The organism is Polaribacter sp. PL03, assembly GCF_033875165.1.
Lineage (GTDB): Bacteria > Bacteroidota > Bacteroidia > Flavobacteriales > Flavobacteriaceae > Polaribacter.
Genome location: NZ_JAWZSV010000006.1, coordinates 215,915 through 230,502, shown reverse-complemented (window position 1 = coordinate 230,502; position 14,588 = coordinate 215,915). Strand labels below are relative to the sequence as shown.

Below are 14,588 nucleotides of genomic sequence, written 5' to 3'. Positions count from 1 at the left end.
AGCCCTGATTGTAGCATTTGTTTGAGCTCTTTTTTGTCTTTTACAAAAAAAGCGAGTGCGAAAAGCAGGAAATAGCTTCTAATCTATAATAGCATCTTGAATTACTTGCTGTATTTTAGTTCTCATGTTACTTCTAATTAAACCTCTGTTGTTCATATTAGGGTACACTCTGTTTGATAGGAAAACGTATACCAAACCACTTTCTGGGTCTGCCCAAGTATAAGTTCCTGTAAAACCAGAATGCCCAAAACTCTCATCAGACACACAACCACAAGTAGCTTTTACACGTGGGTTTAATTGTGGCTTATCGAAACCTAAACCTCTTCTTACGTTTTTATCTGAAAAATACCTATGGTTAAATTTATCTAACGTTTCTGTTTTTAAGTAACGTTTACCACCATAAAAACCTTTCTGCAAATACATTTGCATGATCTTACCAACATCATTTGCGTTGGCAAATAAACCTGCATGACCACCAACACCACCTAACATGGCAGCACCCATATCATGCACATAACCTTGTAATAATTGGTTTCTATAATAATCGTCTCTTTCTGTTGGTACAATTTGGCTTTTATTAAATTTTTTAAGTGGTAAATAAGTTGTTCTATCGGCTCCTAAAGATTGGTAAAACTGCTCGTCTACCAAAGTTTCTAAAGGCTTTTGATATTTTAACTCTAACGCTTCTTTAAAAATATAATATCCTAAATCGCTGTATTTATAACCAACTCTTTCTCTTTGGTCTGCATCTTTTATATATTTATAAATACTGTCTTTGTAATTCTGATTTATAAATAGGTTTTCTGCAACCTTTATATTAAATTTATTTGTCTTTGTTTTTCTGTAAAATGTAGTTAAGTTTTTATGAGTAACGCTGTCTTGTGTTGCTATATAAAAAGGTATCCAAGCTTTTAATTGTCCGAAATGAGAAAGCACTTCTTTTACGGTTACTTTAGCCTTGTTAGAATTAGAAAAACTAGGTAAAATATCTCTTAAACTTGCAGATAAAGGAATCTTGTTTTCCTCTTCTGCCTTCATCATTAAAGGTAAAGATGCTAATATTTTAGTAAGAGAAGCTAAATCATAAATATCAGAATTTTTAACTTTTAGCTTTTTATCATGTGTATGATAACCATAACTTTTTTCTAAAACAACTTTACCATTTCTAGCTACAAAAATTTGTAAACCAGGTGCCATTTTTTGCTTAATAATAGTGTCTGCCATTTTATCTATCTCTGCTAATTTCTTAGAAGATAAACCTGCAGCTTCTGGTATTGTATATTCGAATCTACTTAAATTACTACTTGCAAGACCAAAACCTTCTCTATAATTAGCACCAATAGAAACGGGTAATTTTCCTTTTGCTGTAATTGCGCCAAATAATAGTTGTGCAGAAATTTCTTGTGCCAATTTACTGTTTTGGTAAGAGACAACTAAACCTTCTATATTGGCAAAACTTTTTATTTGCAATAAACTATAAGGACTTGTAAAAACATCTAAAATAACAGATTTTTCTCTCGAAATCTCTTGCAACCAAACCAATTCTTTATTAGAAAACTTATAACTTTTCCAAGGGTTTAAATTCGATTTATGAAAACCTATAATTACATAATTATAAGGTTTTAATTTAGAAATTAGTGCGTCTAAGTTTTTATCTGAAACAACATCTATCTTCGTATAATTCTTAAGCATATTTACATAAGAACTGTTATCTGCATCACCTAACTTTACGTAAGCAATTTTTTGTTTTTCTAGATCTCTAATTGGTAAATTACCATTAATATTTTTAACTAAAGTTAAAGAGTTTTTTACCAATTCTCTATGCAACAACTCATCTTCTACTCTATTTAAATCTGCTTCTATATTTTCTAAAACAATAGGTTGGTAATTATTTAAACCTGCCCAATATTTTGCTTTTAAAATTTTTCTAACAGAAAAATTTAAACGCTCTTCTGTTAATGTTTTTGTTTCTAAAGCTTTATTAATTAGTGCAACAGAACCTGGTACATCTTGCGGAATTAATAGCAAATCGTTACCTGCTTGTATAGCTGCTAAATCTATTGCTGCAGAAGTAGCATAATTACTAGCACCTTTCATATTTAAACCATCGGTAATAATTAACCCCTGAAACCCTAATTTTTCTTGCAGCAAATTAGTAACTACATTTTTAGAAAGTGATGTTGGTAAATTTACATCTGGCTCTAAACTTGGTATATTTAAATGGGCTGTCATTACACTTGCCAAACCAACATCGAACGTTTTTTTATAAGGATATAATTCTATAGAATCTAAACGTGCTTCATCAAACTCTAAAAGAGGTAATGTATGGTGTGAATCTGACGCGGTATCTCCATGACCAGGAAAATGTTTTCCATTTGCCAAAACACCTTCACTTTGCATTCCTTTAATAAAAGCAATCGCCTTCTCTGTTACATTTTCTTTATTTTCACCAAAAGATCTATTTCCAATAATAGGATTTTCTGGATTAACATTAATATCTATTACGGGGGCAAAATTCACATGAATTCCTATTCTTTTTGCATGTTGCCCAAGATGTTTTCCAAACTGTTCTATTAAAGAATCGTTTTGTATTGCTCCTAAAGTCATGTTCCAAGGAAAACGGTACGTATTTTTTAAACGCATATCTAAACCCCATTCACCATCAAAACCAATTAGCAAAGGTACTTTTGCAGAATCTTGATATCTGTTATTTAATGCTGCCTGTTTCCTTGGCGTTCCTTGCATAAAAATTAAATTACCAACATGGTATTTAGTAATCATTTTAACAACAAAATCTTCGTGTTTTTTATCTAGATTAGAATAGGCTTGTATCATAAATAACTGTCCTATTTTTTCATCTACAGACATAGAATTCATTATACTATCTACCCAAATTTCTTGCGCAGCAAAATCTTTAGTTCTTAACGGATCTAGTCTTTGCGCGCTTAAATTACAACTTAAGGCAATTATTAATAGTAATAATATTTTATTCTTCATACTAATTTTATAATATTTTTTTGGGCGTTTTAACAGGCTTTCGCTACTCGCTTTTTTATTTTTAAACAAAAATAAAAAGAGCTCAAACAAACCGCTCAATCCCTAACGCAGCGTAATTGCTATTTTAACTATCTAATTTAAAAACAATAGTTATACCAAAAAGCGTTTATGCCAGCTTTCTTTTGCAGGAACTTCCCAATTATTTTCGAAATCTTCTTTGGTAGCTACCATATTATTAAAAACAATAGTATCTGCAGTAACTTTTTGCTCTTTAGCAAACCTTTGAAAATCTGATAGTTTTACTAAATTAATATTCTCATTATCTTTAAAAGTAACATTCATTTTATTCATTAAATCTAAAGAAAGTTCTTTTTCTAAAGCTTGTACAAAACGAACAGAACTATCTATAGAACAACCAGAAACATTATTAAAACTTTCATCTACTGCCAGCACTAAAAACTGATTGTATTTTATGGTAAATGATCCTTTTAAATCGTCTCCATGGCGTGTCCATTGGTTTATAAAGTCTTCTGCTTTTAAAGTTATAAAGGCTATATCTTTATTTGTAAATTCTCTATCTGCTTGATAAATCCAAACACGAGAATTATTTGGTAAATTTTTATATTCTGTAAACATTTTTTAAATTCTTTTAATTGTACTTATTAATAAAAACAATCTTATTAATTTGTTAGCGTTACTGATATTGCAGGCGCATATTTTTTAAAATGCTTTATTTTAGTCAAAGGAGATTTTTGCCATTTTCCTTTAACATACAAATACAGCATATTTTCTTTCTTTTTAGGATATTTTGTAAAACCAACAACTGGCGAATAGTAAGTTTCAGCATCAATATTATTTACATCTTTTCCATATTCATTAAAAGGAATAAACAATTTTTCGAAAGCTACAAATAAACCATCTTTTGGCATTTCAATATCATATTCTTCTAAATTAACAATTAGTTTTAATTCTCCTTCTTTTAAAACTAATGGCAAATTCACTTTTAATAAATCGTTATTTGGTAAACCTGTCTCTTTATCTTCATCAAAAATTCTAAATCTAAATTTAGATTGTTTAGAATGTCTTTTAGAAAAATGAATTTCTATAGTAGAAATATAATTACAGCAAGTTGTTTTCTTAGAATTCGGAAAATATTTGGCTATCATTCTCATACCAGAAGTATGTACAGCTTCCACTTTCTTTTTTACAACATCTAACGTAACACTTCTATCTATTTTTTTTGTTAAAACAATTTCTTCTAAAACTTCTGAAATAGGATTTAAAAACAATGTGTTTTTATGTAAATCTTTTGCATTAACAATAGTGTCTCTATAATTTAAACAAGAAATATGAATTTTAGATTCTAAATACTTCTTATCTATTAATAAATTAAATGCACCATTTTCTTGTGATGATATTCCTTTGTTAGAATTTAAAAAACTAATATTTGCATAAACTATTGGTTCTTTAGTCTTAAAATCTAACAGTTTTCCGCTAAAATCTATTTTCTGACTAAATACTTGGGAACTTACCAGTAAAAAGAAAATTAGTTTTTTCATCTTATTTATTTTAATAAAGTAATCTATCGTAAATTAAACTTCTGTTGTAAAGCTTGTAATTTCTCCCCATCAGACATTTTCTTTTTTGGCACAGTCATTCTATCTTTAATTTCTTTTAATACTTTTTTAGTGTACAAAGGAAAATCTGCATTCTGCATCCAATTATTATAACCTGGGTTTTCTTTAAAAACTTCTTCTACAGTTCTCCCCTTATATTTTCCAAAAGAAAATGTTTCTTGGTTAGCATCATTCATTAAAATAAAACCAGCAAAATCTGCTCTAACACCATGTGTAGAATATTCACTTAAAGCATCTACAGAGTTTTCTATATCGTCGTATTTATCTAATTGAGCCAATAAAATTTCATACGTTGCGTTTGTATCTGCTTCTGCACCATGTGCGCCTTCTAATTCTTTACCGCAGTAAAATTGATATCCTGCACTTAAGGTTCTTTGTTCCTTTTTATGAAAGATAACTTGCACATCTATTGCTTTTCTATTTTTCATATCAAAATCGATTCCTGCACGCATTAATTCTTCTGCTAATAAAGGAATATCGAATCTATTAGAATTAAAACCAGCCAAATCGCAACCTGCAATCATTTCGCTAATTTGTATAGCTAATTCTTTAAAAGTAGGTTCTGTTGCTACTTTTTCGTTTGTAATACCATGCACATCAATAGAAACTTGTGGTATTTCTACTTCCGGATTTACCAACCATGTTTTACTTTCTTTATTTCCGTTAGGAAACACTTTTAAAATAGCTATTTCTACAATTTTATCTGTTGCAATATTTACACCTGTAGTTTCTAAATCGAAAAATACAATGGGTTTTGTTAAATTTAAGTTCATTTTTATTTTTTATAATGAGATTCCTAATAAAAAGGAATTATAGCTCTTATTCGTTATTTAATTCTGCTTTAAACTCTTCAATTTTTTCAGCTACTTTATTTGGTAATTCTGGTGCTTTAAAATTGTATTTATTTAATTCTTTTTGTAATATTTCTGCCAAAATAAATCTAGCAGAAGGTTTATTATCTGCAGGAATTATAAACCAAGGCGTATTTTCTTTAGAAGTTCTGTTTAATAAATCTTGATAACAAAATTGATATTTATCCCACAACTTGCGTTCTTTTAAATCGCCAGCAGAAAACTTCCAATTTTTTTCAGGAATATTTAATCTTCTCAACAACCTGTTTTTTTGTTCATCTTTAGACAGATTTAAAAAGAATTTTAAAACAATAGTTCCGTTTTTAACTAAATGACTCTCAAAATCATTTATTCTTTCCATTCTATCATGAAAAAAAGCATCATTTAAATCTTCAATTTTTTTAATTGTCGGAATATTTTCACCAAAAATATATTCTGGGTGTACTCTTGTAACCAAAACGTTTTCATAATGCGTTCTATTAAAAACACCTATTTTTCCTTTAGCAGGTAAAGCAATATAATGTCTCCACATAAAATCATGTTTCAACTCTAATTCTGTTGGCACCTTAAAACTATGTACTTCTACACCACGTGCATTAACATCTTTAAAAACCTCTCTTATTAAGCTATCCTTACCAGAAGTATCCATTCCTTGTAAGCAAATTAGCACACTATATTTGCCTTCGGCATACATAGTATCTTGTGTTTTGCTTAATTTCTTACGAAGCTTTTTTAGCTTTTTTTCAGCATCTTCTATAACTTCTTTTGTATTAAAATCTTTAAGATTAATACTTTTAGAAACTTTATATTTATCTAAATTCATACTAGTTCTATTGAACATTAAAGGTAAAAAAAATAAACTTTTTTTCACCTTTTTAAATTTAGTTTCTTAAAAGAAATTAATTCAATAAAAAATGATATCGTTTAAATGTTATACTTAGCAAATTCTATTAAAATCCATATTTTTATAATTCCGTAAAAAGCCTACATTTGTAGCATGCGAATAGATATTATTTCAGTAGCCCCAGATTTATTAGAAAGTCCGTTTAATCATTCGATAATTAAACGTGCAAAAGAAAAAGGTTTAGCAGAAATTATTATACACGACTTACGTGCATATGGTTTAGGCAATTATAAACAAATAGACGATACACAATTTGGTGGTGGCGCTGGAATGGTAATGATGATTGAACCAATTGCAAATTGCATAAGAAAATTACAATCTGAAAGAACCTATGATGAAGTTATTTACATGACTCCAGATGCAAAAACTTTAAACCAAGGAACTGCCAATACACTTTCTCTAAAAGAAAATATTCTAATTTTAACAGGCCATTATAAAGGTGTAGATCATAGAATTAGAGATCTTTTTATTACAAAAGAAATTTCTATTGGAGATTATGTTTTAACCGGCGGCGAATTAGCTGCAGCTGTTTTAGTAGACGCTATTGTGCGTTTAATACCTGGTGTTATTGGAGACGAACAATCTGCACTTACAGATTCTTTTCAAGATAATTTATTATCACCTCCTGTATTTACAAGACCTTCAGATTTCGAAGGAACTAAGGTTCCTGAAATATTACTGTCTGGTAATTTTCCAAAGATTGACGATTGGAGAAGTGACCAAGCATATGAAAGAACGCAGCTAATTAGACCAGATCTATTAGAAGAATAACCCTCTTAAAAGTTTTTAATATTAATTTCTGAATAAAAAAAATTGAAAACGATAACGAACCTTATAAAAAGTAACAAAGCCATTTCTTGGGTTTTAGGATTTCAATTATTTAGATTGATCTTATTACCATTTATGGGCTTAATGCCCCAAGACGCATATTATTATTTATACGGCCAAAACTTATCTCTTTCCTATTTCGACCACCCAGGAATGATTGGTTATATATTACGTTTTTTTACAGATATTTTTGGGACTTCAATATTTGTAGTAAAATTTGCAGATTTTTTTGTAACCACACTAACAATTCTTAGCTTCTATAAATTAGCCTCTTATTTCTTATCGAAACAAAAGCTACAAAGAGCAATTGTTTTATTAGCTTCTACAATATTTATTTCTATTTTATCATTTAATTCTACACCAGATGTACCTTTATTATTATGCTGGACACTCAGTTTAATTTGTTTGTACAAGGCAATTTTTGAAGAAAAAAAATGGTTTTTTATTTTAGGAGGAATTGCTATGGGATTAGCTTTCGATAGCAAATACACTGCAATTTTATTACAATTAGGTTTATTCGCTTTTCTTGTTTTCTCTAATAGATACAGAAAGTTATTGCAATCTCCTTGGTTATGGCTTTCTATAATAATTTCTGTAGCTATCACTTTTCCTGTTTGGTATTGGAATTACCAAAATGAATTTGCTTCTTTTGCATTTCAATCATCAGAAAGAACAAGTTCTATAACAGAATTTAAAATTTCACCCAAAAATTTCTTTGGCGCAATTGGGCATCAAATGTTTTTATTACTGCCCATTTTATTTTTAATATTTATCACCTTTACATTTAAATATATAAAAAGAGTTTTACTTAAATTTAAGCTTCCAAGTTCTAAAACCTTATTTCTATTAGCCTTCTTTATACCTACTTTTGTTGGTTTCTTTTTACTTACCCCTATTTATTGGGTAAAATTAAATTGGATGATGCCATCTTATATTACAGGTATTATTCTAGCAGGAATGTTTATAAATAAGAAATTATTAAAAATTCAAATATTATTTTCTATTGTTTTTCACTTGTTAGTTAGCTTGCAAATTATCTTTTATTTAGCACCTATTAAAAGTGATGATACTTGGGTTGGTTGGAAAGAATTAGCATGGGAAACAGAAAAATTACAAGAAAAATTTTCAGATACTTTTGTTTTTTCTAATGATAACTATAAAACATCTGCTTGTTTAAACTTTTTTATGGATAGTAAGGTATACGCTCAAAACATAATTGGACTACCTGCTTTACACTTTGATTATTTAGGTGACGATCTATTAAGTTTAAAAGGTAGAAATGCAATCTTTATAGATTCTGATAAACGTTTTAATGATAATAAAAAATTAGGAAAAATTGACTCTTTATTAATTACTCACTTTAAAAAAGTAACAGAATTAGAGCCAATCATCATTAAAATAAACGGAAAAGAAAGTAGAAAATTTTGGGTTTTCTATTGTACTGACTATCAACCAAAAAAATAGTTTGCTTTTAATTTTATCAACTAAAAAAAAGCACTACTTTTGCAACCGCTAATTTAACCTCTGACGAAGAAATCGTGAACGTTGTTTTACAAAATTAATTAAATTAAAAGAATATGGAAGCTTTAGTAAAGTTTGTACAAGACGAATTCGTAGCAAGAAAAGAATTTGCAGAATTTGCAGCTGGTGATACAATCACTGTTTATTACGAAATTAAAGAGGGAGATAAAGTACGTACTCAGTTTTTTAGAGGTGTAGTTATTCAAAGAAAAGGAGTTGCAGCTTCTGAAACATTTACAATCAGAAAAATGTCTGGTACTGTTGGTGTAGAAAGAATTTTTCCTGTAAACTTACCTTCTATTCAAAAAATTGAAGTAAACAAAAGAGGAAAAGTACGTAGAGCTCGTATTTTCTACTTTAGAGGTCTTACTGGTAAAAAAGCTAGAATTACTGAAAAAAGAAGATAATAATCTCTTTTTACATAAATTAAAAAAAAGCGTTGTGAGAAATTACAACGCTTTTTTTAATGAACAAATATTAACAACCTTAGTTCTTAAAATATTGACTACTAATTGATTAAACTCATGCTTATCATTCAAATAAAACTTCTATTTACAACAGCGTTTACTTTTTAAGTAGCTTAGTATTCAAATACTAAGAAATTAAAAGTTGACCAATAAAGTAACGTTCTTTATAAGTTGTTCCTCCTAAATATATATAGCTGTAGAAAGTTTTTTTTGGAAGTTTAAATTTTGAAGATTACAACAGAAGTATTCATAAGAATTTTAAAATTTTTACAAACTCTTTTAAAATTAAGGATGTTTCAAAAAATGAAATAGCAAGTATAATTTCTTCTAAATAGTTGAAATATAAGTGTATTCTTATTTATTTTGTAGCAATACAAAGTAGTTTCAATAACTATTTCAAAAAAGCCATATCACAACAAGAAATTGTTTGATATGGCTTTTATTTTGCTATAAAATGTTATTCGCATTAATATTGATATTTTATTACTAAATACCTATAAAAAACACATAATTAATAATAATTAATCAACAAAAGTATCGTAATAAATTCATAAATTTGTTCCACTTTTTTACGAAAAGCATTTCGTAAAGAATAAAATAACTTTTAAAATATAAGTCACAATGAGCAAAGTAGCTAAGATTATATATACAAAGACAGATGAAGCACCAGCTTTAGCAACACGTTCTTTTTTACCAATTGTAAAGGCTTTTACAAAAACATCTAATATAGAAATTGAAGTAAAAGATATTTCTCTTGCCTCAAGAATATTGGCAACTTTTTCTAATTATTTAAATGAAGATCAGAAAGTAGAAGATGCTTTAGCTCAATTAGGAGAATTAGCAAAACAACCAGATGCTAATATTATAAAATTACCAAACATTAGTGCTTCTGTACCTCAATTAAAAGAAGCAATTACAGAATTACAAGAAAATGGTTATGCACTTCCAAACTATCCTGAAGAAATAGCTACAGATGAAGACAAAGCAATTTTAGCTTTATATAACAAAGTTAAAGGTTCTGCTGTAAACCCTGTTTTACGTGAAGGAAATTCTGATAGAAGAGCACCAAAAGCAATAAAGAATTATGCTCGTAAAAACCCACATTCTATGGGTGCTTGGTCTGCAGATTCTAAAACGCATGTTGCAACAATGACAGAAGGAGATTTTGCTCATAATGAAAAATCAATCACTACAAAAAATGCAACTTCTGTAAGTATTGTTCATATAGCAGAAAATGGAACTAAGAAAGTTTTAAAAGACAACTTAGACCTTTTAGAAGGAGAAATTATTGATGCTACTGTAATGAGTAAAAAAGCATTAATTTCTTTTTTAGAAGAGCAATATGAAGATTCTTTAGATAAAAACGTATTGTTTTCATTACATATGAAAGCTACAATGATGAAAGTTAGTGATCCTATTATTTTTGGTCATGCAGTTCGTGTATTTTTTGACGATTTATTTAAAAAACATGGAAAAACTTTTAAGAAAATTGGTGCTGATGTAAATAATGGTTTAGGAAATCTTCTTGGAAAATTAAGTGAATTACCTAAAGAAAAACGTGATGAAATTAGAGAAGAAATTAGATATGCTCTAGATCATGGACCAGAATTAGCAATGGTAAATTCTGATAGAGGAATTACAAACTTACACGTACCATCTGATGTAATTATAGATGCTTCAATGCCAGCTATGATTAGAACATCTGGTAGAATGTATAATTCTGAAGGAAAATTACAAGATACAAAAGCAATTATACCTGATAGTTCTTATGCAGGAATTTACTCTGCAACTATAGATTTCTGTAAAAAACACGGTGCTTTCGATCCTACAACAATGGGAACTGTTCCTAATGTAGGTTTAATGGCACAAAAAGCAGAAGAATATGGTTCTCATGACAAAACTTTTGAAATTGCTACTAGTGGTAAAGTTCAAGTTTTAGATGTTAATGGAAAAGTTTTAATAGAACATACCGTAGAAGAAGGAGATATCTGGAGAATGTGTCAAGCTAAAGATTTACCAATTCAAGATTGGATTAAATTAGCAGTTACAAGAGCAAGAGCTTCTGAAACACCTGCAGTATTCTGGTTAGACAAAAACAGAGCACATGATGCAGAAATTATTAAAAAAGTAAAAAAATATTTACCAGAACATGATACTTCTGGTTTAGATATTAGAATATTATCTCCTATAAAAGCAACAGAATTCACTTTAGAAAGAATTGTAAAAGGAGAAGATACTATTTCTGTTTCTGGTAACGTATTAAGAGATTATTTAACAGATTTATTTCCAATATTAGAAGTTGGTACTTCTGCTAAAATGTTATCTATTGTTCCTTTAATGAATGGTGGTGGTTTATTTGAAACAGGTGCAGGAGGTTCTGCTCCTAAACACGTACAACAATTCTTAGAAGAAAACCACTTACGTTGGGATTCTTTAGGAGAGTTTTTAGCTTTAGCAGTTTCTTTAGAGCACTTAGGTACTTCTAATAACAACTCTAAAGCATTAATTTTAGCTGAAACATTAGATGATGCTACAGACAAATTCTTAGAGAACGACAAATCTCCTTCAAGAAAAGTTGGTGAATTAGACAATAGAGGAAGTCATTTATATTTAGCTACTTATTGGGCAGAAGGTTTAGCAAACCAAGATAAAGATGCAGAATTAAAAGCAGCCTTTACTAAAGTTGCAAATGACTTAAAAGCTAATGAAGATAAAATTGTATCTGAACTAAATGCAGACCAAGGAAACGCCAATGACATTGGAGGTTATTACCAACCAAAAGAAGATTTAGCAGATGCTGCAATGAGACCAAATACTACTTTAAATGCTATTTTAGAAAGTATCTAATCTTTACAACATACATAATTAAACAAAAGCCGGTATTTATATATCGGCTTTTGTTGTTTCTATAAGTTACTAAATAATACATATTTATATGTTTTAATATCATTATAGAATTGTACTTTTGTTGTAGTTATTTAGCTAATAATTAAACAAAATAAAATGCTACACCTTAAAAAATTGTTTTTATTGTTTTTTTTGATGAGTTTATCAATACTTAGTCAAGAAAAAATTACACTTAGCGGAACTGTTTATGACAATTCTAATAATGAAACCTTAATAGGAGTTTCTATTTACTTCCCTGAAATAAACTCTGGTACCACCACAAACGATTATGGTTTTTATTCGATTACAGTACCTAAAGGAACCTATAAATTACAGATAAGCTATTTAGGTTATAGTACACGTATCGAAAACATAAAGCTAATAGATAAAACTTCACAAAATTTTAAACTAACTGAAGAAACAGAAAGCTTAGATGAAATTATTATAGAAAGTAATGTTGAAAAATTAAATCTAAAAACGCCACAAATGAGCGTTAATAATTTAACATCTTCTACTATAAAACAGATTCCTGTTGTTTTAGGAGAAGCAGACATTATAAAATCTTTAATTCTTTTACCAGGAGTTACAAGTGCAGGTGAAGGTGCTTCTGGCTTTAATGTTAGAGGTGGTGCAGCAGATCAAAATTTAATTTTATTAGACGAAGCTATCGTTTTTAATTCTTCTCATTTATTTGGTTTTTTCTCCGTTTTTAATCCAGATGTTATTAAAAATGTAAAACTATATAAAGGAGGTATTCCTGCTAAATATGGTGGCCGGTTATCTTCTGTACTAGACATTTATCAAAAGGAAGGAAACAGTAAAGACTTTAATATTACTGGTGGTGTTGGTTTGGTTTCTTCTAGATTATTAATTGAAGGTCCGTTAGAGAAAGAGAAAAGTTCTTTCTTAATTGGTGGTAGGTCTTCTTACGCACATTTATTTTTACCTTTATTTGATAACGATAATACTGCTTATTTTTACGATTTAAATAGTAAAATTAATTACCGTTTTAATGATAACAATAACGTTTTTTTGTCTACTTATTTTGGTAAAGATGTTTTTGGTATTAATGATGATTTTGTAAACACTTATGGAAACACCGTTGTTAATTTACGTTGGAACCATCTCTTTACAGACAAAATATTCTCTAACTTATCTTTAATTTATTCTGATTATTTCTACGGAATAATATTAGATTTTGTGGGTTTCGAATGGGATTCTGGTATAACAAACTTCAATCTTAAATATGATTTTAACCATTACGTAAGTGAGAAAGTAAAACTTAGTTATGGTATTAATAACATTTACATCAAATTTAACCCAGGTGAAATTATACCTAATAGAGACGATTCTGGTATTGTAGCAGAAAAACTAATTGATAAATATGCAAATGAATTTGCGGCATATATAGATGCAGAACATAAGATTAGTGATAATTTTAGATTACAATATGGTGTTCGTCTTAGCAACTTTACTCGTTTAGGGCAAGATGAATTAAATACATACGCTAATGATGAAGCTGTAATTTATAATGATGAATTTAAAAAATATGAATCTGCTGAAGCTACAGGAACAGAAAATTTTAAGAGAAGCGATGTTATTAAAAGTTTTAATAATATAGAACCAAGAGTATCTATGTCTTATACCTTAGATAATACTACATCTATAAAAGCTAGTTACAACAGAATGGTTCAATATTTACACCTTCTTTCTAACACTGCATCTCCTACTCCATTAGATGTTTGGACGCCTAGTGGAAAATATGTTAAACCACAATTATTAGATCAATATGCTGTTGGTTATTTTAAATCTTTTAAAGAAGGAAAATACACATTAGAAACAGAAGCTTTTTATAAGGATATTAAGAATAGAATCGATTACATAAATGGGGCAAATCTAGTTGCAAATGATGAGATTGAAACTATTATTCTAAATGGAAAAGCTAGAGCTTATGGTTTAGAAATGTTATTTAAAAAGAACGAAGGAGATTTTCAAGGATGGATTTCTTACACTCTTTCTCGTTCAGAACAACTAACAAAAGGTAGAAACGCTAGTGAGCCAGGTATAAATAGTGGCGAATGGTACAGCACACCTTATGATAAGACACATGATTTCTCTGTAAATGCTAGCTACAAGTTAAATGAAAAATGGAAATTCAATAGTAATTTTGTTTTTCAAACCGGCCAACCAACAAATTACCCTGTTGGGCAATATGAAGTACAAGGTTTAAATATTCCTATTTATGATGATAATCGAAGAAATGCAGATAGATTACCTACTTATCATAGATTAGATATTTCTGCTACATTAACTCCAGAAAAAAATAAAAACAGAAGATGGCAAGGTGAATGGGTTTTTGGTATTTACAATCTATACGGAAGACAAAATGCTGCTTCTTTGGCATTTAGACAAGACAGAGAAACGTTTAAAAATGAAGCTGTACAAACTTCAATTTTTGGTATCGTACCTTCTGTAACTTATAATTTTAAATTTTAAA

The 14,588-nt window shown here is 28.9% G+C and carries 10 protein-coding genes; 5 read left to right on the top strand and 5 right to left on the bottom strand.

Translation table 11 applies throughout. The features are described 5' to 3' along the window. Positions 1–78 precede the first annotated feature (78 nt). The 5 genes from SHK09_RS13645 to SHK09_RS13625 all read right to left on the bottom strand — a co-directional run bounded on the left by SHK09_RS13645 (position 79) and on the right by SHK09_RS13625 (position 6,308). Positions 79–2,997 carry a glycoside hydrolase family 3 N-terminal domain-containing protein gene (locus SHK09_RS13645; RefSeq protein WP_319811343.1) on the bottom strand — a complete coding sequence of 973 codons (2,919 nt, stop codon included), beginning with the start codon at positions 2,995–2,997 and terminating at the stop codon, positions 79–81. 150 nt (positions 2,998–3,147) lie between these two features. Further along, positions 3,148–3,633: an ABC transporter ATPase gene (locus SHK09_RS13640; protein WP_319811342.1), complete on the bottom strand. Its 486-nt coding sequence runs from the start codon at positions 3,631–3,633 to the stop codon at positions 3,148–3,150. Positions 3,634–3,677: 44 nt separating this feature from the next. Next, positions 3,678–4,556 (bottom strand): carboxypeptidase-like regulatory domain-containing protein, encoded by an 879-nt coding sequence (locus SHK09_RS13635; RefSeq protein WP_319811341.1) that lies wholly within the window; start codon positions 4,554–4,556, stop codon positions 3,678–3,680. 23 nt (positions 4,557–4,579) lie between these two features. Then, positions 4,580–5,407, bottom strand: a complete 828-nt coding sequence (locus SHK09_RS13630; protein ID WP_319811340.1) for a 3'-5' exonuclease — start codon at positions 5,405–5,407, stop codon at positions 4,580–4,582. A gap of 46 nt (positions 5,408–5,453) precedes the next feature. Then, on the bottom strand, positions 5,454–6,308 hold the full coding sequence (locus tag SHK09_RS13625) for a PPK2 family polyphosphate kinase (protein WP_319811339.1): 855 nt from the start codon (positions 6,306–6,308) through the stop codon (positions 5,454–5,456). A 174-nt stretch (positions 6,309–6,482) separates the two neighbouring features. Between SHK09_RS13625 and trmD the strand changes: the two genes are divergently transcribed. The 5 genes from trmD (at position 6,483) to SHK09_RS13600 (ending at position 14,587) form a co-directional block, all read left to right on the top strand. Further along, positions 6,483–7,160, top strand: a complete 678-nt coding sequence (gene trmD, locus SHK09_RS13620; protein WP_319811338.1) for a tRNA (guanosine(37)-N1)-methyltransferase TrmD — start codon at positions 6,483–6,485, stop codon at positions 7,158–7,160. 42 nt (positions 7,161–7,202) lie between these two features. Further along, positions 7,203–8,681, top strand: a complete 1,479-nt coding sequence (locus SHK09_RS13615) for a glycosyltransferase family 39 protein (RefSeq protein WP_319811337.1) — start codon at positions 7,203–7,205, stop codon at positions 8,679–8,681. 113 nt (positions 8,682–8,794) lie between these two features. Next, the gene (rplS, locus tag SHK09_RS13610) at positions 8,795–9,145 is read left to right on the top strand and encodes a 50S ribosomal protein L19 (protein WP_319811336.1); all 351 of its coding nucleotides are present in this window, start codon (positions 8,795–8,797) and stop codon (positions 9,143–9,145) included. Between the two features lie 681 nt (positions 9,146–9,826). Next, on the top strand, positions 9,827–12,052 hold the full coding sequence (locus SHK09_RS13605) for an NADP-dependent isocitrate dehydrogenase (protein ID WP_319811335.1): 2,226 nt from the start codon (positions 9,827–9,829) through the stop codon (positions 12,050–12,052). A gap of 195 nt (positions 12,053–12,247) precedes the next feature. Then, positions 12,248–14,587 carry a TonB-dependent receptor gene (locus SHK09_RS13600; protein ID WP_413774283.1) on the top strand — a complete coding sequence of 780 codons (2,340 nt, stop codon included), beginning with the start codon at positions 12,248–12,250 and terminating at the stop codon, positions 14,585–14,587. Position 14,588 lies beyond the last annotated feature (1 nt).

Coding starts and splice junctions, on each gene's coding strand:
- SHK09_RS13645 (WP_319811343.1), bottom strand. CDS start 2,997: ATGAAGAATAAAATATTATTACTATTAATAATTGCCTTAAGTTGTAAT.
- SHK09_RS13640 (WP_319811342.1), bottom strand. CDS start 3,633: ATGTTTACAGAATATAAAAATTTACCAAATAATTCTCGTGTTTGGATT.
- SHK09_RS13635 (WP_319811341.1), bottom strand. CDS start 4,556: ATGAAAAAACTAATTTTCTTTTTACTGGTAAGTTCCCAAGTATTTAGT.
- SHK09_RS13630 (WP_319811340.1), bottom strand. CDS start 5,407: ATGAACTTAAATTTAACAAAACCCATTGTATTTTTCGATTTAGAAACT.
- SHK09_RS13625 (WP_319811339.1), bottom strand. CDS start 6,308: ATGAATTTAGATAAATATAAAGTTTCTAAAAGTATTAATCTTAAAGAT.
- trmD (WP_319811338.1), top strand. CDS start 6,483: ATGCGAATAGATATTATTTCAGTAGCCCCAGATTTATTAGAAAGTCCG.
- rplS (WP_319811336.1), top strand. CDS start 8,795: ATGGAAGCTTTAGTAAAGTTTGTACAAGACGAATTCGTAGCAAGAAAA.
- SHK09_RS13605 (WP_319811335.1), top strand. CDS start 9,827: ATGAGCAAAGTAGCTAAGATTATATATACAAAGACAGATGAAGCACCA.
- SHK09_RS13600 (WP_413774283.1), top strand. CDS start 12,248: ATGAGTTTATCAATACTTAGTCAAGAAAAAATTACACTTAGCGGAACT.